At 45.1% G+C, this 21,034-nt stretch carries 21 protein-coding genes and 1 tRNA gene; 15 read left to right on the forward strand and 7 right to left on the reverse strand.

Going from position 1 to position 21,034, the window contains the following annotated elements; genetic code table 11:
* Positions 1 to 6: 6 nt before the first annotated feature.
* On the forward strand, positions 7 to 327 hold the full coding sequence (gene glpE, locus ABXT60_RS10500; protein ID WP_443630101.1) for a thiosulfate sulfurtransferase GlpE: 321 nt from the start codon (positions 7 to 9) through the stop codon (positions 325 to 327).
* Between the two features lie 12 nt (positions 328 to 339).
* Complete coding sequence (locus ABXT60_RS10505; RefSeq protein WP_443630102.1) at positions 340 to 1,470, forward strand: hypothetical protein; 1,131 nt, start codon at positions 340 to 342, stop codon at positions 1,468 to 1,470.
* Here the strand turns inward: ABXT60_RS10505 and folK are convergent.
* The 3 genes from folK to tsaD are packed head-to-tail and all read right to left on the reverse strand — an operon-like array spanning position 1,451 to position 3,368.
* Positions 1,451 to 1,939 (reverse strand): 2-amino-4-hydroxy-6-hydroxymethyldihydropteridine diphosphokinase, encoded by a 489-nt coding sequence (gene folK, locus ABXT60_RS10510; RefSeq protein WP_443630103.1) that lies wholly within the window; start codon positions 1,937 to 1,939, stop codon positions 1,451 to 1,453. The two genes, ABXT60_RS10505 and folK, sit on opposite strands and share 20 nt — an antisense overlap.
* Entirely contained in the window at positions 1,939 to 2,298 is a 360-nt protein-coding gene (folB, locus tag ABXT60_RS10515; protein WP_443630104.1) for a dihydroneopterin aldolase, read from the reverse strand. Before folB ends, folK begins: the two co-directional genes overlap by 1 nt.
* A 35-nt stretch (positions 2,299 to 2,333) precedes the next feature.
* Positions 2,334 to 3,368, reverse strand: coding sequence for a tRNA (adenosine(37)-N6)-threonylcarbamoyltransferase complex transferase subunit TsaD (tsaD, locus tag ABXT60_RS10520; protein ID WP_443630105.1), 1,035 nt, complete (start codon positions 3,366 to 3,368; stop codon positions 2,334 to 2,336).
* 280 nt (positions 3,369 to 3,648) lie between these two features.
* Between tsaD and rpsU the strand changes: the two genes are divergently transcribed.
* The 5 genes from rpsU (at position 3,649) to ABXT60_RS10545 (ending at position 9,736) form a co-directional block, all read left to right on the forward strand.
* Complete coding sequence (gene rpsU, locus ABXT60_RS10525; RefSeq protein WP_046484947.1) at positions 3,649 to 3,864, forward strand: 30S ribosomal protein S21; 216 nt, start codon at positions 3,649 to 3,651, stop codon at positions 3,862 to 3,864.
* A gap of 186 nt (positions 3,865 to 4,050) precedes the next feature.
* Entirely contained in the window at positions 4,051 to 4,497 is a 447-nt protein-coding gene (locus tag ABXT60_RS10530; RefSeq protein ID WP_443630106.1) for a GatB/YqeY domain-containing protein, read from the forward strand.
* A 23-nt stretch (positions 4,498 to 4,520) separates the two neighbouring features.
* Positions 4,521 to 6,560, forward strand: a complete 2,040-nt coding sequence (dnaG, locus tag ABXT60_RS10535; RefSeq protein ID WP_443630107.1) for a DNA primase — start codon at positions 4,521 to 4,523, stop codon at positions 6,558 to 6,560.
* A gap of 208 nt (positions 6,561 to 6,768) precedes the next feature.
* Complete coding sequence (gene rpoD / locus ABXT60_RS10540; protein WP_443630108.1) at positions 6,769 to 8,577, forward strand: RNA polymerase sigma factor RpoD; 1,809 nt, start codon at positions 6,769 to 6,771, stop codon at positions 8,575 to 8,577.
* A 157-nt stretch (positions 8,578 to 8,734) separates the two neighbouring features.
* Positions 8,735 to 9,736, forward strand: coding sequence for a DMT family transporter (locus ABXT60_RS10545; protein ID WP_443630109.1), 1,002 nt, complete (start codon positions 8,735 to 8,737; stop codon positions 9,734 to 9,736).
* A 35-nt stretch (positions 9,737 to 9,771) separates the two neighbouring features.
* Here the strand turns inward: ABXT60_RS10545 and ABXT60_RS10550 are convergent, their stop codons facing one another.
* The gene (locus ABXT60_RS10550; protein WP_443630110.1) at positions 9,772 to 10,395 is read right to left on the reverse strand and encodes a VF530 family DNA-binding protein; all 624 of its coding nucleotides are present in this window, start codon (positions 10,393 to 10,395) and stop codon (positions 9,772 to 9,774) included.
* 110 nt (positions 10,396 to 10,505) lie between these two features.
* On the opposite strand from ABXT60_RS10550, the gene ABXT60_RS10555 reads away from it, so the two are divergent.
* The 4 genes from ABXT60_RS10555 to ABXT60_RS10570 all read left to right on the forward strand — a co-directional run bounded on the left by ABXT60_RS10555 (position 10,506) and on the right by ABXT60_RS10570 (position 12,794).
* On the forward strand, positions 10,506 to 11,375 hold the full coding sequence (locus ABXT60_RS10555) for a phytanoyl-CoA dioxygenase family protein (RefSeq protein ID WP_443632097.1): 870 nt from the start codon (positions 10,506 to 10,508) through the stop codon (positions 11,373 to 11,375).
* Positions 11,376 to 11,443: 68 nt separating this feature from the next.
* Positions 11,444 to 11,519: transfer RNA gene (locus ABXT60_RS10560), tRNA-Ile, on the forward strand.
* Positions 11,520 to 11,682: 163 nt separating this feature from the next.
* On the forward strand, positions 11,683 to 12,102 hold the full coding sequence (locus ABXT60_RS10565) for a terminase small subunit (protein WP_443630111.1): 420 nt from the start codon (positions 11,683 to 11,685) through the stop codon (positions 12,100 to 12,102).
* A gap of 482 nt (positions 12,103 to 12,584) precedes the next feature.
* Positions 12,585 to 12,794, forward strand: a complete 210-nt coding sequence (locus ABXT60_RS10570) for a hypothetical protein (protein WP_443630112.1) — start codon at positions 12,585 to 12,587, stop codon at positions 12,792 to 12,794.
* A 640-nt stretch (positions 12,795 to 13,434) separates the two neighbouring features.
* On the opposite strand, the gene pobA is transcribed toward ABXT60_RS10570, so the two are convergent.
* The gene (gene pobA / locus ABXT60_RS10575; protein WP_443632098.1) at positions 13,435 to 14,637 is read right to left on the reverse strand and encodes a 4-hydroxybenzoate 3-monooxygenase; all 1,203 of its coding nucleotides are present in this window, start codon (positions 14,635 to 14,637) and stop codon (positions 13,435 to 13,437) included.
* Positions 14,638 to 14,965: 328 nt separating this feature from the next.
* On the opposite strand from pobA, the gene ABXT60_RS10580 reads away from it, so the two are divergent.
* Positions 14,966 to 15,745, forward strand: coding sequence for a helix-turn-helix domain-containing protein (locus tag ABXT60_RS10580; protein WP_443630113.1), 780 nt, complete (start codon positions 14,966 to 14,968; stop codon positions 15,743 to 15,745).
* Positions 15,746 to 15,781: 36 nt separating this feature from the next.
* On the opposite strand, the gene ABXT60_RS10585 is transcribed toward ABXT60_RS10580, so the two are convergent.
* The gene (locus ABXT60_RS10585; protein WP_443630114.1) at positions 15,782 to 16,735 is read right to left on the reverse strand and encodes a Gfo/Idh/MocA family oxidoreductase; all 954 of its coding nucleotides are present in this window, start codon (positions 16,733 to 16,735) and stop codon (positions 15,782 to 15,784) included.
* Between the two features lie 126 nt (positions 16,736 to 16,861).
* Entirely contained in the window at positions 16,862 to 18,085 is a 1,224-nt protein-coding gene (locus ABXT60_RS10590; protein ID WP_443630115.1) for a LysR family transcriptional regulator, read from the reverse strand.
* 159 nt (positions 18,086 to 18,244) lie between these two features.
* Here ABXT60_RS10590 and ABXT60_RS10595 point away from each other — a divergent pair, with 159 nt between their 5' ends.
* The 3 genes from ABXT60_RS10595 to ABXT60_RS10605 are packed head-to-tail and all read left to right on the forward strand — an operon-like array spanning position 18,245 to position 21,018.
* Positions 18,245 to 19,267, forward strand: coding sequence for an amidohydrolase family protein (locus ABXT60_RS10595; RefSeq protein WP_443632099.1), 1,023 nt, complete (start codon positions 18,245 to 18,247; stop codon positions 19,265 to 19,267).
* A 25-nt stretch (positions 19,268 to 19,292) separates the two neighbouring features.
* On the forward strand, positions 19,293 to 19,970 hold the full coding sequence (locus ABXT60_RS10600; protein WP_443632100.1) for a 4-carboxy-4-hydroxy-2-oxoadipate aldolase/oxaloacetate decarboxylase: 678 nt from the start codon (positions 19,293 to 19,295) through the stop codon (positions 19,968 to 19,970).
* Complete coding sequence (locus tag ABXT60_RS10605) at positions 19,963 to 21,018, forward strand: 4-oxalomesaconate tautomerase (protein WP_443630116.1); 1,056 nt, start codon at positions 19,963 to 19,965, stop codon at positions 21,016 to 21,018. The genes ABXT60_RS10600 and ABXT60_RS10605 overlap by 8 nt, the downstream gene beginning before the upstream one ends.
* Positions 21,019 to 21,034 lie beyond the last annotated feature (16 nt).

The following is a 21,034-nucleotide window of genomic DNA, read 5'->3' on the forward strand; positions in this document are numbered from 1 at the left end:
TCGAATATGTCTGAAGTTACCTCCATTGCCCCAGCTGATGTTATGGACAAAGTTAGTCAGGGTGCCTACCTAGTGGACATTCGCGATGTTAATAGCTACCAAAATAGTCACATCAAAAATAGCGAACGCATTGATAACGAAAGCCTACCAACTTTTTTACGCGAAGCAGACATGGACAAACCTATCATTGTTTGTTGTTATCATGGGATTAGCTCGATACAAGCCGCAGGCTTTTTAGCTCAGCAAGGGTTTGACGAAGTGTACAGCCTAACAGGTGGATTCGCGGCTTATTCTCTGCAACATCCAGAGCACTGTAGCTCATTATGAGGCTACGTGGCTATGCCCAATAGTAAAACCTATTTAGTAGGCGGTGCCGTCCGTGATCACTTACTTGGCCTCGCTGTGCATGAGCGAGACTATGTAGTGGTCGGTAGTACACCACAAGCTCTAGTGGCGCTTGGCTATACCCAAGTAGGTAAAGACTTTCCAGTATTCTTGCACCCAAAAAGCAAACAAGAATACGCGCTAGCGCGCACCGAACGCAAAGCTGGACAAGGGCATAAAGGCTTTCAAGTTCATGCGACGATAGATGTGACCCTAGAAGACGATTTACTGCGCCGCGACCTTACTATTAACGCCATAGCTCAAGCGCCAGACGGACAACTCATTGACCCCTATGGAGGCCAAAGAGACCTACAAGCAAAACAACTGCGCCATGTGTCGCAGGCATTTAGTGAAGACCCTTTGCGGGTATTACGGACTGCTAGATTTGCAGCCCACCTTTACCATTTAGGTTTTAGCATTGCCCCAGAGACCAAAAACTTGTTACTCGCTATCACTCAATCTGGCGAGCTAGGCACCCTTGCTAAAGAGCGTATTTGGCAAGAAACACACAAAGCACTCGCCAGCCAGAGCCCATGGGTATATTTTGAAGTATTGGAGGTGTGTGGTGCATTGCAACAGTTAATGCCTTCTTTAGCAGAATTACTCGATCGCAGACCCCATGCACTAAACACCCTCAAGCTGTTAAGCGAATCCAGCACCACCACCGAAGTACGCCTAACCGGTTTACTATATCAGCTCAACAAACCTCAAATAGAAGACCTCGCAGCACAAATAAAAATGCCCAATGTGCACAAAGCCTTATCCCTGTCCACCAGTAACCACCAGCGCCAATTACGTGCTTATACCGAGTTAGATGCAGCTCAAAAACACCTGATGCTCAGTAATCTTGGCCTAATCCGTAGTACCGATTCATTGGATGATTTGCTTAATGTATGCCAGGCCGTGAGCCTAAGCCAAGAACCTCTTTTTGGTTGGCAATCGCCAAAGCAACACATAGTGAATGACTTAGAAAACATACACAGCGTAAACCCTGTCAAACTAATGGCTCAAGGTTTTACTGGCAAAGGCCTTGGGGAAGAGCTTAAAAAGGCCCAGATCGAGTCTATCAGAAGTGATGCTGGGTAGGTCGCACGGCGTGGTCAAAATTGCAGGAGTCGTTGAGCTCCCTAATGGTCTTGGCCTGTGTTGGGTGCATTAGGTTAGGCACCAGATCTGCTAACGGCTGCAATACATAGGCGCAGGTTAAAATATCTGGCCGGGGCACTTTAGCCTGTTCATCCACCCAATCACCAAACAACAATAAATCCATGTCTAGGCCATGACTGGTAGGCTTATGACGTGAATCTGCAGACCTTTGACGGCCATATTTAGTTTCAGTAGTACGGATCCAGGCCATCAGTTGTGGGTGACTCATTGGGCATTCAAAACCCACCACCATATTGAGAAAATCTGGCCCATCTATACCCACTGCTGGGGCCAGGTAGACAGGTGAAGCCTCTACACGGCCAAAGGCTGTCCTTAGCTCAAAAATGCCAGCTTCAAGGCTCGTTTGGGGCTCTATATTAGCCCCTAAACCTAAGTAAACATAGGTCATTATGCTGGCTTTTGGCCACGTTTAATCATTACACCGACATCGCGCGCATTGGCAATAGCATCAGGTTTTCCTAGTTTAATACTCACAAACGGCACTGGGAATTCCGTTAAAATTAATGCTGCAATTTCTTCAGCCATGGTTTCTACAAGCAAAAACTCGCTTTGCTCTACGAACTCTGTGAGCCTGTCTGATACATCTTTGTAGCTCACAGTGCGGTCTATGTCTTCAGTGGCTGCAGAAGGACTAATGTCCACTGCCATTTCTACATCTAACACCACCTTTTGGCGGATTTTTCGTTCCCAGTCAAAAATACCAATAACGGTGTCTACAGCTAAGCCATGTACATATACTGTGTCCATTGTGACCTCTTTTTATGTGGGTATTAATAACGTTATTATTGAGCAACCACCGATAACTCATTTAACGGCCAGCGGGGTTTTACTTTAAGTGTTAGGTCGTCACACTGGCCCGCTGCCAAACGTTGAGCTCCAGCATAAGCAATCATTGCACCATTATCAGTGCAGTACTCTGGCCTTGGGTAATAGACCTTAGCGCGCAATTTAGCGGTCTCTGCTGCTAGTTTTTCACGTAAGCTCAAGTTAGCACTAACGCCGCCAGCCATAACTAACGTAGAAAGCTTAGTTTGCTGCAGAGCCCGGCGACACTTAATGGCTAATGTATCCACAACAGCCTGCTGAAAAGCCACAGCAATATCAGCTTTGTCTTGCTCATCTAAACACTCTTGCTGTTTCTTAATGTCTTGAATAGCATAGAGTACAGCAGTTTTTAAGCCGCTAAAACTCATGTCTAAGCCAGGCCTATCTACCATCGGGCGAGGGAACTTAAACCGCGTCGCATCTCCTTGCAAGGCAAGGTTAGCAACCAAGGGGCCACCTGGATAATCTAAGTCCATCATTTTAGCCACCTTGTCGAAGGCTTCGCCAGCAGCATCATCTAAGGACTCACCGAGTAATTCGTATTCACCTAAAGATCGTACGTGCACCAATTGAGTGTGGCCACCAGACACCAATAATGCCACAAACGGTGGCTTAGGCGCATTTTCTTCTAACATCGGTGCTAAAAGATGGCCTTCCATGTGATGCACCCCAATAGTAGGAAGATCCCACGCCATGCCTAAAGCACGTCCTGTGGCAGCACCCACCATTAACGCACCAATTAGGCCAGGGCCTGCAGTATAGGCCACGCCATCAACATCACCGTAAGCCAAGCCTGCCTTATTAAACACCTCACGCATTAATGGTACTAGTTTGCGAATATGGTCACGAGAAGCTAACTCTGGCACTACGCCACCGTATTCCGCATGCACAGCTACTTGGCTGTAAAGTGCTTCAGACACTATGCCCTTTTCGGTATCGTAGATGGCGACCCCTGTTTCGTCACACGATGTTTCTATGCCTAGTACGCGCATGAATATGCCAACTTTCTCAAATATTTAGTTAAGTAGGGCCAGAATTTTACCTTTCATCAAGCCTAATGACCACCTGTACCGGAGCGTTTTCCACCATCTTTGAAAAACACGTCTAACTTGATGAAAAATTGGCTTTACACTGGCCAACACATAAGAGTAAAATATGCGGCCTTAATCAATTAGGAATACCTCCTTAGGTAGGCTTTTAAGATCTTAAGGAAGTGAATACAAAAACATTCGGATGGCTGCCTAATGCAGCCCCCCACAATTAGGTAAAGATATGCCAGCTGTAAAACTGAAAGACAACGAACCATTTGATATTGCTCTACGCCGCTTCAAACGCGCTTGTGAAAAAGCAGGTACTTTAGCAGACGTTCGCAAGCGCGAATTCTACGAAAAGCCAACCAGCGTTCGTAAGCGTCAAGCTGCTGCTGCTGTTAAGCGTCATGCTAAGAAGCTAGTACGCGAAAATCGTCGTCATGTTCGTTTGTACTAGGCTTTACACCTGATATAGAACCCTGCACGACCTGCTTTACAGCCTGATACCCAAGGGCTACTGAGCAAAGCCATACATAGGGGCGGTTTTTCAGTTACCCGCCCCTTTGTCGTTTCTGACGTTTACGCATTTAGCGCAACCTAAGCAACACCCTAATTACTGAAACCAACATAGCGAGAACTCACCATGTCCGATTTAAAGCTTCAACTTAAAGATGCTCAAAAACAAGCCATGCGTGACAAAAATAAACCTCGCCTAACCTGTATTCGCACTATGTTATCAGAATTTAAACGCATAGAAGTTGATGAGCGCATAGAGTTAGATCAAGCCCGCGGCTTAGCCGTACTCGATAAGATGCTCAAGCAACGTCGCGACTCTATCAGCCAGTACGAAGCTGCCAGTCGCCAAGACTTAGCTGATGTTGAGCACTTAGAAATAAATGTGATTCAGGAATTTCTACCTACCCCACTCACAGATGATGAAATAAGTGCCTTAATCACCCAAGCCATTAGCGATTCTGGTGCCAGTAGCATGCAAGATATGGGCAAAGTGATGGGTATTCTTAAACCACAGTTGCAAGGCCGCGCAGATATTGGCAAAGTAAGTGGTAAGATCAAAGCACAACTTGCTTAAGCTTTTATTAAAAGGCATACCACTTGGCATCACGCATACCGCAATCATTTATCGATGACCTTCTAGACCGCACCGACATCGTCGATTTGGTAGATGGCCACGTAAAGCTTAAAAAAACAGGTCGCAACTATTCTGCATGTTGCCCTTTTCATAAAGAAAAAACACCTTCCTTTAGTGTTTCCCCAGACAAGCAGTTTTATTATTGCTTTGGTTGCGGCGCCGGGGGCAATGCCATCGGTTTTTTAATGCAGCTGGCAAACCTAAATTTCCCTGAAGCTGTAGAAGAACTTGCAGGCAAAGCTGGCCTCACAGTGCCCAAAGATGACAGCATCACTAGCAAAGCAGCATCTGCAGCTAGCCAAGCCAAAACTCAGGCACGCAATCAGGCTTATGACATACTTAACCAAGCCAGCCAATACTATCAAAGTCAGTTACGCCGCCACCCAGATCGACAAAAAGCAGTCACCTACCTTAAAGGTCGTGGGCTTAATGGCCAAATAGCACAGCGATTTGGCGTAGGATACGCGCCCACTGGTTGGCAAAACTTGATGCAAGAACTGGCGCCTAAAGCTGAACAAGAACAGGGTTTGATAGACGCTGGAATGGTGGTGGAGAAAGAAGAAAACAAACGCCGCTACGATCGCTTTAGGGACCGCATCATGTTTCCTATAAAAGACTACAAAGGCCGTATTATTGCATTTGGTGGGCGAGTACTCGGTGATGATAAACCCAAGTATCTAAACTCCCCAGAAACGGTAGTATTTCACAAACAAAAGGAACTTTATGGCCTCTATGAGGCCCGCCAACACGAACGCAACCTTAAGCGCATTATGGTGGTAGAAGGCTATATGGACGTTGTTGCGCTAGCGCAGCACAATATAAACTATGCGGTGGCTACCCTTGGCACCAGCACCAGCAGCTTTCATTTAGAACGCATCTTCAAATTAGTGAGCGAAGTGGTATTTTGTTTTGATGGCGACGCTGCAGGGCTTAAAGCTGCAGATCGCGCCATGCACACCTGCCTGCCTTATATGCAAGATGGCAGACAAGCCCGCTTCCTGTTACTGCCAGATGGTGAGGACCCAGATTCTCTAGTCCGCCAAGAAGGTAACGATAAGCTTACAGCGCGCATTGTAGATGCCACACCACTGAGTGACTTTTTGTTTCAACGTTTAGGCCAAGACCTAGACCCCCATAACCTAGAGCACAGAGCAAAGCTTGCCACCGACGCCAGCCCATTAATTGCAATTATCCCAAAGGGGATCATGCGCAGTATGATGCATGCACGACTCAGCAAAATTACCGGCCTAGATAAAGATACGCTAGCAGAACTAAGTGCGCTAAAAGTGCCTACCCCTGCAACACGCTCTGAGCCAAACCCTACGCCAGCTGCAAACACACAGGCCAGCAATAGCAGCCAGGCACCCAACATGGGGCCTGCAGGAGATTCAGATCAAAACAGTACCCATGATTACGCTGATTATCACATCACCGAGGCTAATCCAGACATAGCGGACAGCATTCAACACTGGCATGATGAACACCCTCATGCCCAGCCTTCTGAAGACCCCTCTCTTTTGTTAAGGCAGAACTTTAGTGCTGTTTTACCTAAGGTACAAAACCCTGCTCACGCTGCAATACGGATTATCCTACGACACCCAGAAGTGGTTGAACATGTCGATGAAATTCCCAGTCATTTAGCCGAATTGAAAATGCAAGATGCTGGGGTGCTCACTCAGTTGCTCAATACAGTGCAAGCTATGCACAAGGCTTTGAAACGCTGGCCAAACCCTGCAGAGTTGCACATTGAATGCGCCACTTGGGATGCTTGGCCCATGTTACGCCAATTAGCTGCTATGGAATCGTTACTGCCCCAAGGCAACTACCCTCAGCAGCTAGACGAAGCTATTAGCCGCCTGCTAGGCCATCACTTTGATGAGCGATTTAACCAACTAATACACCTAGCATCACAGCCTAATGCCGATGCTAATACAAAAAAACAGCTAAAAGACCTACTAAAAGAAAAAGAAGAGTTGCAAAACCGGCTGAAAAGTAGACAATAGTATTACCACGGATCTTATAACGGTCCACGGCTATCGGGCGGCATGCTAGGCATCGCAAAAACAGTCCCATTACGGCTATCGTCTCGTGCAGGCTTCAAAAAGCACAAACTATCAGCTATTCCCTTATACTTTGTGGAAGAATTTTTGTTTTTCTACTATAATGGGGCGCTGAAATTTTCAATATCCGTTCACTTACTAAAGGGTTGCCATGGCCGCCAACGAACAGCAACAATCTCGCTTAAAAGAACTGATCACCAAAGGTCGTGAGCAGGGCTTTTTAACTTATGCAGAAGTTAACGATCACCTGCCGCAAAATATTGCCGACCCAGATCAAGTCGAAGATATTATCGGTATGATTAACGACATGGGGATCACCGTATCTGAGCAAGCGCCAGATGCAGAAACCTTACTTATGACAGACGGCGACTCTACGGATGAAGCCGCCGCTGAAGAAGCTGCTGCCGCATTGGCTGCTGTAGAAAATGAGGCAGGACGAACTACAGACCCAGTGCGTATGTACATGCGCGAAATGGGAACGGTAGAACTATTGACACGTGAAGGCGAAATCGTCATTGCTAAACGCATTGAAGAAGGCCTACGCGATGTGATGGCTGCTTTAGCTCATTACCCAGATAGTGTTATCACTATTATTGATGTCTATAAGCGCATCTTTACTGAAGAAGGCCGCTTAAGCGATCTTTTTAGTGGCTACATCGATCCAGATGGTGAGCCTAACCCGTCTCCAATTAATCCAACCACTGTCGTGAAGAGCGACAATGACGAAGAAGAAGAAGAAACGGACAACGGCCCAGATCCAATTGAAACAGCAGAACGTTTTGCCGAGCTAGAAGAACAGCTTGTAACGTCTCTTCTTGCTGTTGAAAAGCATGGCCGTGAAAGCCCACAAGCTAAAGAAGCGTATGCTCACCTTGGTTTTTTGTTCTCACCACTAAAGCTAGTGCCGAAGCATTTTGAATCTGTTGCTAAGTACCCACGCGGTGCCCTAGCCCGTATTCGGGCACAAGAAAAAATCATTACCGTCATCTGCAACCGCAAAGCGAAAATGCCACGTGATGTTTTCCTTGCTCAGTTCCCTGGCAACGAAACTAACGTAGGTTGGGCAGACGAACTTATTGCCAGTGGCGAACCCTATGCGCCAGCAATCCGCCGCAACGCCGTAGATCTTCGTCGTGCACAACGTAAGTTGTCCATGGTGGTTGAAGAATCAGGCCTGAGCCTAAGCGAAATTAAAGACATCAATCGTCGCATGACCATGGGTGAAGTGCGCGCCCGCCGTGCGAAAAAAGAAATGGTGGAAGCTAACCTCCGTTTGGTTATCTCCATTGCCAAGAAGTACACCAACCGTGGGCTTCAATTCTTGGATCTTATCCAAGAAGGCAACATTGGCTTGATGAAGGCTGTGGACAAGTTTGAATACCGCCGGGGTTATAAGTTCTCTACTTATGCCACATGGTGGATTCGTCAAGCAATTACCCGCTCCATTGCTGACCAAGCCCGTACTATACGTATTCCAGTGCATATGATTGAGACCATTAACAAGCTCAACCGTATATCTCGTCAAATGCTTCAGGAAATGGGCCGCGAGCCTACGCCAGAAGAACTAGGCGAGCGCATGGAAATGCCAGAAGAAAAGATTCGCAAAGTACTCAAAATTGCTAAAGAGCCTATCTCTATGGAAACCCCCATAGGTGATGATGAAGATTCAAGCTTAGGCGATTTTATCGAAGACAGCTCTATGGATTCTCCTATCGACTCCGCCACAGGTGAAGGCTTAAGAGAAGCCACACGAGATGTATTAGCGGGCCTTACCCCTCGCGAATCTAAAGTGCTACGTATGCGTTTTGGTATCGAAATGAACACCGACCATACCCTAGAAGAAGTGGGCAAACAGTTTGATGTGACACGTGAACGTATCCGTCAAATTGAAGCCAAAGCACTACGTAAGTTGCGCCACCCAATGCGCTCTGATCACCTACGTAGCTTCATCGAAGACTAGACTTCGCTATAACACTCACCCAGTTGCTTGGCAGCAAATGCCCTGCAACTGAGTGAAGTTTTAAGAACCCGCCTCAACGCATTTCAAGCTAACAATACCTAGCAAAATAACCACGACTCATAAACCTATATTGTTCGAGTTAAATTAGCTATATTGCATGATTGCTATATACACATTTCTTGATTGCATGCTTATGTCGTTCACCTTATCTAAATCAAGCAATACCATAGGCATTGTGTGCGCTATTGGTGCTGGTATTTGTTTTTCTACGACAGACGTCACTATTAAGTTTCTTAGTGATGCCTATGCGCTGCATCAAATTATTTTGCTGCGCTCTGCCATTGGCATGGGTGTCATTTTGATGATACTGATGGCGAGTTCTGGTGGTGTGAGGAGCTTGAAAACTAAACGCTTAAGGCGGCATCTGGTACGTGGCATTAGTGTAGTGTTGGCTAACATGTTGTTTTTCCTTGGGTTAGTAGCGATGCCTTTAGCAGATGCGGTGGCTTTATTCTTTATTAGCCCCAGTATAATTAGCTTATTCTCCATCATTTTTTTAAAAGAGTACGTCGGCCCACACCGCTGGTTTGCTATAGGTTTGGGGTTTGTGGGGGTGTTAATTATGGTACAACCAGGCACTAACGAATTTGTGCTAGCGTCCTTATTACCCATTGGCGCTGCATTTTGTTATGCCACGCTGCACACGCTTACTCGCACTATGCGTGACACTGAATCAGCCTCCACTATGACCTTCTATATTCAGGTTACGTTTATCATTGTTAGCACTCTTATATGGATGCTAGTGGGGGATGGGCGATTTAACGACCCAAGTAGCCCCTCTCTAAATTTCCTTCTGAGGCCCTGGGGACCATGGGAATATAGCGACTTTAAGCTATTTATTTTGCTGGGTGCAGGAAGCACTTTGGGTGGTTATCTTATTAGCCAAGCCTACCGACATGCAGAAGCGGCTTTGGCAGCTCCGTTTGAGTACATTGCTCTACCCTTAGCCATGTTTTGGGGGCTAGTAGTGTTTGATGAGTGGCCCAACAATATTACTCTAATTGGGAGCAGCTTTATCTTAGCTTCAGGTCTTTACACCCTATACCGAGAAACACGCCACCCACACAAGCCGCAAATGGCAAGGGCACATGAACGCTAACCCATTAAACTGAGTTAAATAAACCCATCCATTAACTAGGACTTGAACTTGTTACGCGAACTGGCCCAAGGATCAAGATTACCTGCCCCACTAGTTTTAACACGCCCTTCTACTGTAGCTTTAGCATCTGACTTAGACTTAGGTTCAGGTTTCCAAGGAGACTTTTTTTCAGCAGATATAGGCTCAGGTTTCCAAGACGATTTTTCTACAGCCTTTGACCCAGGTGTATCATTACTTCTGGACCTAGGCTTAGCGGCACTGCTGCCAGTACGCCCAGCTAGCCTGTCATATTCATTAGCCTTCGTTTCACGTTTTTCACGCACCCGCTCTGCATCTTCTAGGCTTAGTTCAAAGGGGGCACCTACAACTTGACCTTCAGGGATGATACGGTCACGAGGGGGCAGCTCAAATTGATCACTGGACACCTTTGGCAAACTTTTAAACTTATACAAATAAAAGGCTTCAACTTTCTCACGAGCCCACTGTGTTTTCTTTAAGAATTTAACGCTAGAATCAATACTGGGGTTGGTTTTAAAGCTATGGATATACAAATATGCATGAAGAATTTCAAAGCCATAATGATCCACAATTTCTGTGAGCATCGATTTCAAGTTCAAACCATGCAGAGGGTTATTGTGGTAATTAATTTCGTCAGACATGCCTAGTTGCACCTAATATAATTCATTGTTTAAATTATACCTCATTGCAGACGTAGATGGAGAATAGCCAACCATATCTCTGGCCTAACTCTAGGCGCACCTGTTGACACATCACCAGCTTACCTCAAGAAGCAGGAGTTACACCCATGGGCAAAGTACTTAGCCAACAACAGATTCAAGCCTACCAAAAAGAAGGCTTTGTCTGTCCTGTCGACGTAATGTCTGAAGATGAGGCGCTATCCTACGGACACCGGTTACAGGCAGCAGAAGCCCTGTACCCAGCCGACTTAAGTGGCGTAAACCGCAATAATCCTCACCTTTGTTTTAAATTTTTAGATGAACTGGCTTATCACCCTAGGGTTCTGGATGCTGTAGAAGACTTACTGGGACCAAGCTTTTCATTATGGGGCAGCGTACTTTTTATCAAAGAACCCAATTCAAGTCATTTTGTAAGCTGGCACCAAGATGCAACTTACATGTGCATCACCCCACATAATTTTGTCACTCCATGGATTGCGCTCACCCATAGCAACCAACATACAGGCTGTATGAGCATGATCCCAGGCAGCCACCTTAATGACATTCAGCCCCACAAAGACACCTATGGCAAAGACAACATTTTAACCAGAGGACAAGAAGTCACTAACCTAGACCCTAGCTTGGCTGTTAATTTAATCCTCAAACCTGGCCAAATGTCACTTCATCACGCAATGACGATTCATGGCTCGCAACCCAATCAAAGCCAACACCAACGCCGTATCGGTTTTGCCTTACAGTCCTTTATGCCAGCTGGCGCCACGCAAAATGTCGGACAAAATAACTGGTCCCCTGCACGTGGTAACTGTGCCCAAGAAGGACATCATTATTTAGCTCGACCCAATACCGATATGGACACCAAGGGCATTGCTGAAAGAGACAAATCCAACAAAAACTTTTCAGACATCCTCTATCATGGTGCAAAAACAAAAAGAGACTATTAAATCAGTGATTTAGGGGTGTTGAATCTTGCTCTCAACCACCAGCACGGGTATCATGCGTGCTCCCATACGGGCCTGTGGCGCAGCGGTTAGCGCAGAGGACTCATAATCCTTTGGTCGTCAGTTCAAATCTGACCAGGCCCACCATATTAAGTCCATAGTTATCAATAACTTGGCAATCATTTGGCTAATTGCTATTAAACGCAAAACCACCAAGTGCTCAATATGGTGCAACTAATGGTGCGACTAACTAATTTGGTTGGTGGTATAATTAGAGCACCAGCAATCAAACGACGTAGGCCACATCAAATTGGCGCTTACAACTCTCCAAGAACGTTTCGTAGACGAGTACATATCTCGCCCTGCTAACGCCGCACAAGCTTACATAACAGCTGGTGGGGCTCCCAAGAGCGCTAAAATCAGCGCATGCAAACTGCTCAAACACCCAAAGGTACAAGAAGCGCTAGATCGGCAACAAGAACGCTTACGTCGTGAGTTTAACGTTAGCCGTGAAAGTATCTATTCTGAGCTTCGGTCTATTATTGATAACCCTGAAACCAATACAACTGAAATGCTGAGAGCCATCGATATGTTATGTCGGATGTTTGGCCTATATAACCAGGTAGCGGCTAGCGACAATGATGCTAGCAGCAACAGCACAACGTCATTGGGTTTGCAGGGTATGACGGATAAGGAGTTAGAAAACCTTATTTCAAACGACAACGCCTAAAATTGATCGGCTTGCCGGTCTGTTTTCGGTGTTCACACCCTAGGTCTCTGTTATTACCCGATAAGTTGGCCTGTCTGCGGTCTCGACATGCGCGGATGCGCCACTTGGAGTATAGCGCAGCGCACCGCTTTAGCGGGGTGTGAAGCGAAGCGACGAGGGGTGCGTTAGCGCCCTTAAGACGCAGATACAGACTACTGCGCGGACGAATAAAGGGCCCCCTCAAAACAAGGTTCCAAAACCCTGAAATCTAAATCCTAAATCTGTAATGTCGAATCGGGGGAAGCCCCACTTTTCAAGGAAGGGTACCTACCTATTCGACAGGTAGATCGAACTAAAAATAATTTCAAAAATAATAATATTCATTTTTATTCAACGCTAATTTAACTACTTTCCACCGAATCATTGGATAGCATTCTTTCTAAAGACTTTTTTGCTTACCTCAGACTGAGCCGAACCACTCAAGTAAGCAAGAGAACGTGTTTATGTCAAACATAGGTATAGGTAAGGACAAATCTATACCCATAGGTGAGAGCTTAACCACAAACGCCATTAAGGGAATGATGGACCCTAGAACAGGCAAAGCCTTTTGCACTGGCTTTATGACGAGCCATAAGTTCAGACATACTGCTAGCGCCATGATAAATGAGATTGAATACCCTGCTGACGCCATAGAGCTTCAGATGGCTCATTAACCCAGAACCTCGTTAGAGGTACGTACAACAAAGCACAGCTAATGCCTACCACGACCAAGATGATGACGGAATGGGCTATATTTATATACGATTTACTCAATAATTAGCAATTAATAGCTATCACTAAAATTCTGTTCGCCTACGACATGTCGATAGCGGCTCACAGCGCTACATTTGGTCTGCCAGAAATGAAACAAGACAGGTTATGACTGCAAGCGATGTGTTTCGCTTAGACCAAGGAATAAATCCTACTGGAGATATTATCGATACCAAACATCAGCTCACTTGGGTTAATTAATTACCAGCTGTAGAGGCGGGCCCACTCTAGAAATATCAAAAAACTCACCCTTGGCCGCACAATTTCGCCTGCAACTTGCCATGCGGCAAAGACTGCTGACAAAGCTAAGCTCTGGCAATTAAGTGAAAGAATTTAACCTGTCGCCAGCTCAATTTATGATACCTTAACGGCTTCTATTGCTTTTGCAAAGAAGCCACAGCCCCATTGAGGAGGGTGTTAAATATAGCCAATCCGGGAATGGGTTTCTAATAGGATCAGCTGGGTATGCATATAAAAAGTAAGTTTAAATAGCTTAATCTAGAGGTTTGAGAAGGCGCTATTTTTGATCGAAAATTGATATACTTACGTTAATTTTTCATATGGCAAACCTACATATTGCTCGGCAATTATGCCCCGGCCATATTCAGATGACAGGTAATAATTTAGTTCTGATTCCATAAATCGCATAAACGTATCACCATCTAGACCCCCAGCATTCGTTTCGCCAAAATTGTGCAACATATTACTCATCCACCACGAGAAACGCTCACCATTCCATACGCGGCGCAATGCAATTTCAGAATACTGATGTATGCAGGCTTTATCTCCCTGTTTATAGACCCGCGTGAGAATTTTATAAAGAGTCGATACGTCAGATGCTGCCAGATTCAAACCTTTTGCCCCAGTTGGCGGAACAATATGCGCCGCATCACCTACCAAAAATAGATTGCCGTATTGCATCGGCTCGCAAATAAATGAGCGCAAAGGTGCAATGCTCTTTTCAATGCTTGGGCCGGTGACTAGATTCAGGGCAATGTCTTCTGGTAACCGTTTTTTCAATTCATCCCAAAACGCTTCATCTGACCAGTCTTCTACTGTGTCCGTGAGAGGAACCTGTAAATAATAACGAGACCGTGTCTCTGATCGCATACTAGCTAACGCGAACCCCCGCTCGGTTTTACAGTAGATCAACTCGTGACTTACCGGCGGTGTGTCGCTCAACAAGCCCAACCAACCAAATGGATAAACACGCTCATGTTCAGTTCTCAACTCTAAGGGAATCGTCTTCCGGGAAACTCCATGAAACCCATCACAACCAGCGATGTAATCGCACTCAAGACGGAACTGCTCTCCTCCTTGCTCAAAAAGCACAAAAGGTGAATCTGCTTTCAAATCATGTAATGATACTTGACTGGACTCATAATACGTTTCCAACCCGCTTGCTGACCGAGCATCCATAAGGTCTTTGGTGATCTCAAGTTGCCCATAACACATCACTGTTTTACCACCAGTCAATGCTTTCAAGTCGATACGAACACGACGGTCACCTACCGATATTTCAAAGCCATCATGGACTCCACCTGCAGCATCCATATTTGTCGCCACTCCAGCCTCGCGTACCAAATCGACAAAGCCCTGCTCCAAAATTCCGGCGCGGATGCGACCCAATACATAATCACCAGCCACTCGCTCAACGATTACATTACTAATACCCTGCTTGGAAAGAAGCTGACCTAATAACAACCCTGAAGGCCCCCCACCAATAATCGCGATTTTGGTTTTAATTATTTTCATGCAGCTCTCACTTTTATGATTCATTTAACATCTGTATATGCCTGACACAACTTATGTATATATTCCTCTTTTTGTGATGAATTCTGAATTCAATAATCAGACATATACTTGTACTTTTTAATCAAAATGATAATATGGTGGATCTATAAAACCTGTCGTAAGGGCTACCATTCGCGAGAAGAAAAAACACTCTATTCCACAGTTTGGCCTCTACGGAGAAATTAACCATTCTCAGGAACCAGGATTTGTACATATAGAGGATATAGTCACGCGAAGTAGTGAGAACGGCTGGCTAATCAAGCCCCATCGTCATATAAAAATGTTCCAAATTTTATTTATGTACAATGGAGAGCTTGAACTAACGCTTGATGAAAAAAAAGACTCTATCTCCGGCAGCTACGCCATCACAATTCCACCTGGAATTGTCCATGGATTTCGTTTTATGCCGGGGGCTGAAGGTGTCGTACTGTCAATTGCAGACCCCTTGCTGGCATATCAAAAAAATCAAGTTTCACCCGGCTATTTTGGAGATATACTCGATCACCCTCAGGTGATGAATTTTAGTCAAAAAAATGTACTTTTAACGCAACTAGTCCAATATCTTTCACTAATTAAAGGTGAGTCAGAACGCACTGATGCCGGTTATCAACTAATGCAAGAGTGGCTAATCCAAATGGTGTTGATGACGTTAAAAAGGCTGTACGAACAAAAACATCATGAAGAAAGGCATAGTGCAACCTCGCACACATCTACTGGTAGCCAGCTACTCAGTAGATTCCGAAAACTGCTGGAAACGCACTATCGGCAACATTGGAAAGTTAGCCAATACTCTGATGCGTTAAATACCTCAGTATCTAGCCTTAATCGACTATGCCATGAAAATCTCAGTGTAACTGCCAAGGCTATAATTCAGGATAGAGTTATGATTGAAGCAAAAAGACGATTAATTTATACACAGGAACCTCTCGACCAGATGGCATATACATTGGGATTTAAAGATCCTGCTTACTTTTCTCGCATGTTCAAAAAAATCGAACAGGTCTCACCTAGCGATTATCGTAAACAAAAAAAACAACATCCAAACACAATTCAATCGTAAAAATATTTCGTTTTATAACAGGTATCACTTCCGTTTCTATTTTACCTGATTAAGATGCTGCTCAATTCGATCCAGAGTATTCATGGCGGTAAAGCACTGCCCTACACTCGCGTTAGGTTCACGTCCTTCACGAATAGCATCAAAAAACTCTCTATCCTGCAGCTCAATACCATTCATAGAAACCGCAATATCTGATAAATCTACCGCATTCTCAAAGCCGTCATACAATTCATCATAACGAGCAGTATATGTACCGTTATCACAGATATAACGGAAGAAGGTACCAAACGGCCCTTCGTTATTGAATGACAATGACAGCGTGCACAATGCCCCTGAAGGTACTTTCATGCCAATACTCATATCTAACGCAATACCCAAGTCGGGATGCAGAGGGCCTTGCAATGCTTGAACCTGACTGACCTCTTCTTGAGTTTGGTACTGAAATAGGTCAACCGTATGACAAGCATGATGCCATAAAAGATGATCAGTCCAAGAACGCTGTTCACCTTTGGCATTTGTGTTACTACGACGGAGGAAATACGTCTGAACATCCATTTGCTGAACCGTAAGCTCGCCTGACAAAACTTTATCATGGATCCATTGATGACTTGGGTTAAAGCGGCGTGTATGGCCTGCCATAGCGATCAGACCACATTTTTTTTGAGCGTCGACAAGGCGCTGTGAATCTTCGATATTATCAGCCATGGGTATTTCTACCATGACATGTTTACCCGCTTCCAGACACTGAATAGCCTGAGCCGCATGCATTTGTGTAGGAGTGGCAAGAATAACCGCATCAACATCATCACGAGCAAGGCTATCTGCCAAGTCTGTAGTGTAATGTGGAATAGTACGATTGGCGGCAAAAGCTTTCATTTTTTCAGTATTAGTACCTACTATAGAGGTGACTACAGCACCCTTTATACAGCTAATAGCATCTAAATGTTTGATACCAAATGCACCTGCAGCACCTACTACGCACACGTTCATATTGAACACTCCAAAGTTAATAACGGGGTCACCAAATTTTTATTAACACTAACATCCGTTCTAATTTATAGGTAATTAAATAATGATATTAGATATTCATTTTTTGCATAGTATAGAACTGATATGTTATAGATCATCATTCATATCTTGCCCATTCCTGCGGAGTGAATTAACAAAGGAAAGCTGTGCTTTTGTTGGCTTCCAGCTCGACCTCATAGTAATACCAATAGGCCTGTGGACATTCCGTAGTTTATAAGAAACAGGCTTAAGTACTCCCTGACTCAACTCATGCTGTATCTGATGGCCCGAAATTATGGTGAGCCGATCACTTCCCAACAGCAATGAGCGAATAAGTATTTGAGAACTGGTTTCTACTATACTCCTAGGTAGCGGCACATCATCTTTAACGAATATAGATTCAAATATAGCTCGTGTGGGAGCGCCCTTTCTTGGAACAACCCATGAGTACTGTGACAACATGTTGGTGGTAATCGTCTGTGCCGATATTAATGGATGCTGTGGACGCGCGACAATTTCAATTGTCGATGTAAATAGTTCCTCCTGTACCACATCATCACTTGGTGGTGGAAAACGTAACGCACCGATTAGAAAATCGATGTCACCATCAAGCAGGTGATATAAAAGATCATTATATGGACCATCATTCACAATAATTTTAACATCAGGAAAACTATTCGAAAAATCGATAATTGCTTTAGGTAAAACTGACGTACGTGCCAACGGCATGCTACCAATAACAATACGAGGGGCTTCACGATTATACAAAGAATCTATTTCATTCCGTCCCTGTGCTATTTCAGCCAAAGCCAACTTTGTCGCTTTTGCCAACAAGCGCGCCGCTTTACTGGCGCTAATACCTATACTAGTTTTTTCAAATAGAACAATACCCAGCAAGCTTTCTAACTCTCGTGCAGCTCGATGCACAGACGATTGAGAAACACCTAAGTTACGCCCTGCCATACTGAAACTCTGAGCCTCTGAAACTGCAACCAGCGCGCGCAATTGCGTTGAAGTCAATAACTGTAACAATTGGGAAGGCTGAACTCCTTTGACCCCACCAATGCGTACTGCACCTTTCAGTCCATTAATAAGCAAATCCAATGCTCTCCGCACCCGTTGAGCGAGAACTTCTCCGGAAGGCGTTACATACATTCCATCACTCCGCCTCTGAAACAGAAGTGCTGATAGGTTATATTCTAATTTGGATATCGCCTGAGTAATTGCTGGTTGAGAAAGAAATACCCGACCAGAAGCCTTACTAATACTTTTAGAGTCAACAACTTCCAAAAAAATACGTAAATGCCTGATGTTAGGACTTTTTAATTCCATAGCCGCCTCTTGAGCCAAAATACTAAAAACGCAGTCTATCTCAAAAATGAATACCCATGGGTTAAAAATCAAATGGAAAAAATGAGCATTTCGTATAATACTGTATCTCACATATCTAATTGACGCACCAAAAATTCATTTTTTAAAGTGAGATACATAATGATCATCGACTGCCATGGGCACTACACAACCACACCGCCTCAAGTCGGTGAGTACCGCGAAAAACAAAAGACAGCACTAGCCAGTAACCCTCATCACGTGGGTGAAAAAGGGTCCATTATTATCAGCGATGATGAAATACGTGAAAGCATTGAGAAAAATCAATTACGCCTGCAGCAAGAACGCGGTACCGATCTGACAATTTTCTCCCCGCGCGCCAGCTGGATGGGCCATCATATTGGCAATGAGAATACGAGCCGTTTTTGGACAGAACAACAGAACGACCTTATTCGCCGCGTATGCGATCTTTACCCAAGCAACTTTGCCCCGGTTGCACAATTACCCCAGTCGCCAGGAGTCCCCCCGGAAAAGTCAGTTGCTGAACTAGTTCGCTGCGTCGAAAAGATGGAATTCATTGGCTGTAACCTAAGCCCAGACACTTCTGGTGGGTACTGGCGGGATGCATCATTGGGTGACCGTTGTTTTTATCCTCTTTATGAAAAAATGGTCGAGCTAGATGTGCCTGCTATGATTCACGTCAGCGCTTCTTGTAATGATTGCTTCCATACAACCGGCTCTCACTATTTAGGGGCTGATACTGCTGCATTCCAGCAGTTGGTTATGTCTGATGTATTTAAAGACTTCCCGACACTTAAAATAATCGTGCCACATGGAGGCGGCGCTGTACCATACCACTGGGGCCGATTCCGTGGTCTGATGCAGGATCAGGGCTTTGCACCACTGGAGGAGTCTGCACTGAAAAACATATACTTCGATACCTGTGTTTATCACCAGAAAGGTATCGATCTTTTATTAGATATTGTGCCACCCGAAAACATACTTTTCGCGTCCGAAATGATTGGTGCCGTACGTGGTATCGATCCAGAAACGGGGTACTATTTCGATGACACTAAACGTTACATAGATAACAACACGAAACTATCTGCCGAGCAAAAGAATCAAATTTTTGAAGGCAACGCGCGTCGTGTATTTAGCCGACTTAAAATCTCTGACGTAAAATAGTACCACTCAGAAATAGGAGATAATGATGCATAAAAATATCGTTGTTCAAACAATTGAACGCGCAGACCCCGCTATCATCGAAGCCTTAGGCAAATGTGGCGTTGCTACCGTCCATGAAGCACAGGGGCGCCGAGGGCTTCTGGCTGATCATCTACGCCCTATTCAGCAGGATGTTACCGTTGCAGGTTCCGCTATAACCATTTCCGGTGCGGCCGGAGATAACTGGATGATGCACGTGGCAATCGAACAATGTCAGCAGGGAGACATTATGGTATTTTCTCCAACCTCACCTTCAAACTTTGGCTTCTTTGGTGACCTGTTGGCAACTTCTGCTCTGTCTCGCGGTGTTGTTGGCTTAATCATTGATGCGGGCGTTCGGGACACACGTGACCTGCGTCAAATGAAATTCCCAGTTTGGGCTAAACATATCTTCTCTCAGGGCACCATTAAAGAAACCCTTGGTTCAGTTAACATTCCAATGTCTTGTGCGGATGCCATCATTAACCCTGGTGATATTATCATTGCTGATGATGATGGTGTGGTTGTTGTCCGTCGAGAAGAATCGTCAGAAGTTCTCGCAGAAGCTCAGTCTCGTGAAGCCCGTGAAGAAAAAAAGCGTATTCGCATGGCCAATGGAGAATTAGGGCTAGATATTTACAACATGCGCGCTCGTCTTGAAGAGAAAGGTATCAAATATGTCTGATTCAACGCGCTGTATGTGGATGAGAGCCGGCACATCGAAAGGCGCCTACTTTCTTGCGGACGACCTACCTGCAGATACATCTGAACGAAATGAATTTTTATTGCGTATCATGGGCTCTCCCCATCCACGCCAGATAGACGGCATTGGTGGCGCAGACCCACTGACATCGAAGGTAGCCGTGGTTAGTAAGTCTGATAGAGAAGGTATTGATGTCGACTATCTTTTTTTGCAAGTGTTTGTCGATCAGAACATTGTTACTGATGCTCAAAACTGCGGTAATATCTTAGCCGGCATCGGTCCATTTTCAATTGAACGCGGACTTATTCCTGCAAAGAATGGCGAGACAACCGTCACTATCTTCATGGAAAACACGGCGCAAATTGCTATTGAGCAAGTACCAACACCCAATCGTAAAGTGACATATGAAGGTGATTCGCGCATTGATGGTGTTCCAGGAACAGCTTGCGCAATTCCTATCACTTTTCCAGATACAGCCGGCTCCAGTTGTGGAGCGTTACTGCCAACAGGTCATCAAGTCGACATTATTGATGGTGTTGCTGTGACCTGCATCGATAACGGTATGCCTGTCGTAGTCGTAAATGCTGCTGACATGGGTATTAGCGGTATAAAAAGCCGTGAGATGCTAGAACGAAATGAACCGCTAAAGGCCAAGCTGGAGTCGATTCGATTACAGGCAGGCCCAATGATGAATTTAGGCGATGTAAGTCAAAAATCTGTCCCAAAGATGACCATGGTGAGCGCTCCCATTAACGGCGGTTGTATCTCAACACGTACATTTATACCACATCGTTGCCATGCCTCTATTGGCGTACTATGCGCTGTCAGTGTTGCAACGGCCTGCCTTTTGCCTGACTCACCAGCATACAAGCTGGCTAACATTCCAGAAGGCCCACGCAAAGCATTAGCGGTTGAACACCATATCGGTGAAATGACTGTTATTTTAGATATCGACGGCGAAGGCAATGCCAACAACGCCGCTATTCTAAGAACAGCGCGTAAGCTGTTTGATGGCCAAGTCTTTTCCTAATAATTGCCTAACAAGA

The organism is Candidatus Njordibacter sp. Uisw_056 (assembly GCF_047730085.1).
Taxonomy (GTDB): domain Bacteria; phylum Pseudomonadota; class Gammaproteobacteria; order Pseudomonadales; family Balneatricaceae; genus Njordibacter.

Coding starts and splice junctions, on each gene's coding strand:
- ABXT60_RS10530 (WP_443630106.1), top strand. CDS start 4,051: ATGTCCGATTTAAAGCTTCAACTTAAAGATGCTCAAAAACAAGCCATG.
- tsaD (WP_443630105.1), bottom strand. CDS start 3,368: ATGCGCGTACTAGGCATAGAAACATCGTGTGACGAAACAGGGGTCGCC.
- ABXT60_RS10580 (WP_443630113.1), top strand. CDS start 14,966: ATGTTCCAAATTTTATTTATGTACAATGGAGAGCTTGAACTAACGCTT.
- folK (WP_443630103.1), bottom strand. CDS start 1,939: ATGACCTATGTTTACTTAGGTTTAGGGGCTAATATAGAGCCCCAAACG.
- glpE (WP_443630101.1), top strand. CDS start 7: ATGTCTGAAGTTACCTCCATTGCCCCAGCTGATGTTATGGACAAAGTT.
- ABXT60_RS10545 (WP_443630109.1), top strand. CDS start 8,735: ATGATTGCTATATACACATTTCTTGATTGCATGCTTATGTCGTTCACC.
- ABXT60_RS10505 (WP_443630102.1), top strand. CDS start 340: ATGCCCAATAGTAAAACCTATTTAGTAGGCGGTGCCGTCCGTGATCAC.
- rpsU (WP_046484947.1), top strand. CDS start 3,649: ATGCCAGCTGTAAAACTGAAAGACAACGAACCATTTGATATTGCTCTA.
- rpoD (WP_443630108.1), top strand. CDS start 6,769: ATGGCCGCCAACGAACAGCAACAATCTCGCTTAAAAGAACTGATCACC.
- folB (WP_443630104.1), bottom strand. CDS start 2,298: ATGGACACAGTATATGTACATGGCTTAGCTGTAGACACCGTTATTGGT.
- ABXT60_RS10595 (WP_443632099.1), top strand. CDS start 18,245: ATGATCATCGACTGCCATGGGCACTACACAACCACACCGCCTCAAGTC.
- ABXT60_RS10550 (WP_443630110.1), bottom strand. CDS start 10,395: ATGTCTGACGAAATTAATTACCACAATAACCCTCTGCATGGTTTGAAC.
- ABXT60_RS10570 (WP_443630112.1), top strand. CDS start 12,585: ATGTCAAACATAGGTATAGGTAAGGACAAATCTATACCCATAGGTGAG.
- ABXT60_RS10600 (WP_443632100.1), top strand. CDS start 19,293: ATGCATAAAAATATCGTTGTTCAAACAATTGAACGCGCAGACCCCGCT.
- ABXT60_RS10605 (WP_443630116.1), top strand. CDS start 19,963: ATGTCTGATTCAACGCGCTGTATGTGGATGAGAGCCGGCACATCGAAA.
- ABXT60_RS10585 (WP_443630114.1), bottom strand. CDS start 16,735: ATGAACGTGTGCGTAGTAGGTGCTGCAGGTGCATTTGGTATCAAACAT.
- ABXT60_RS10590 (WP_443630115.1), bottom strand. CDS start 18,085: ATGGAATTAAAAAGTCCTAACATCAGGCATTTACGTATTTTTTTGGAA.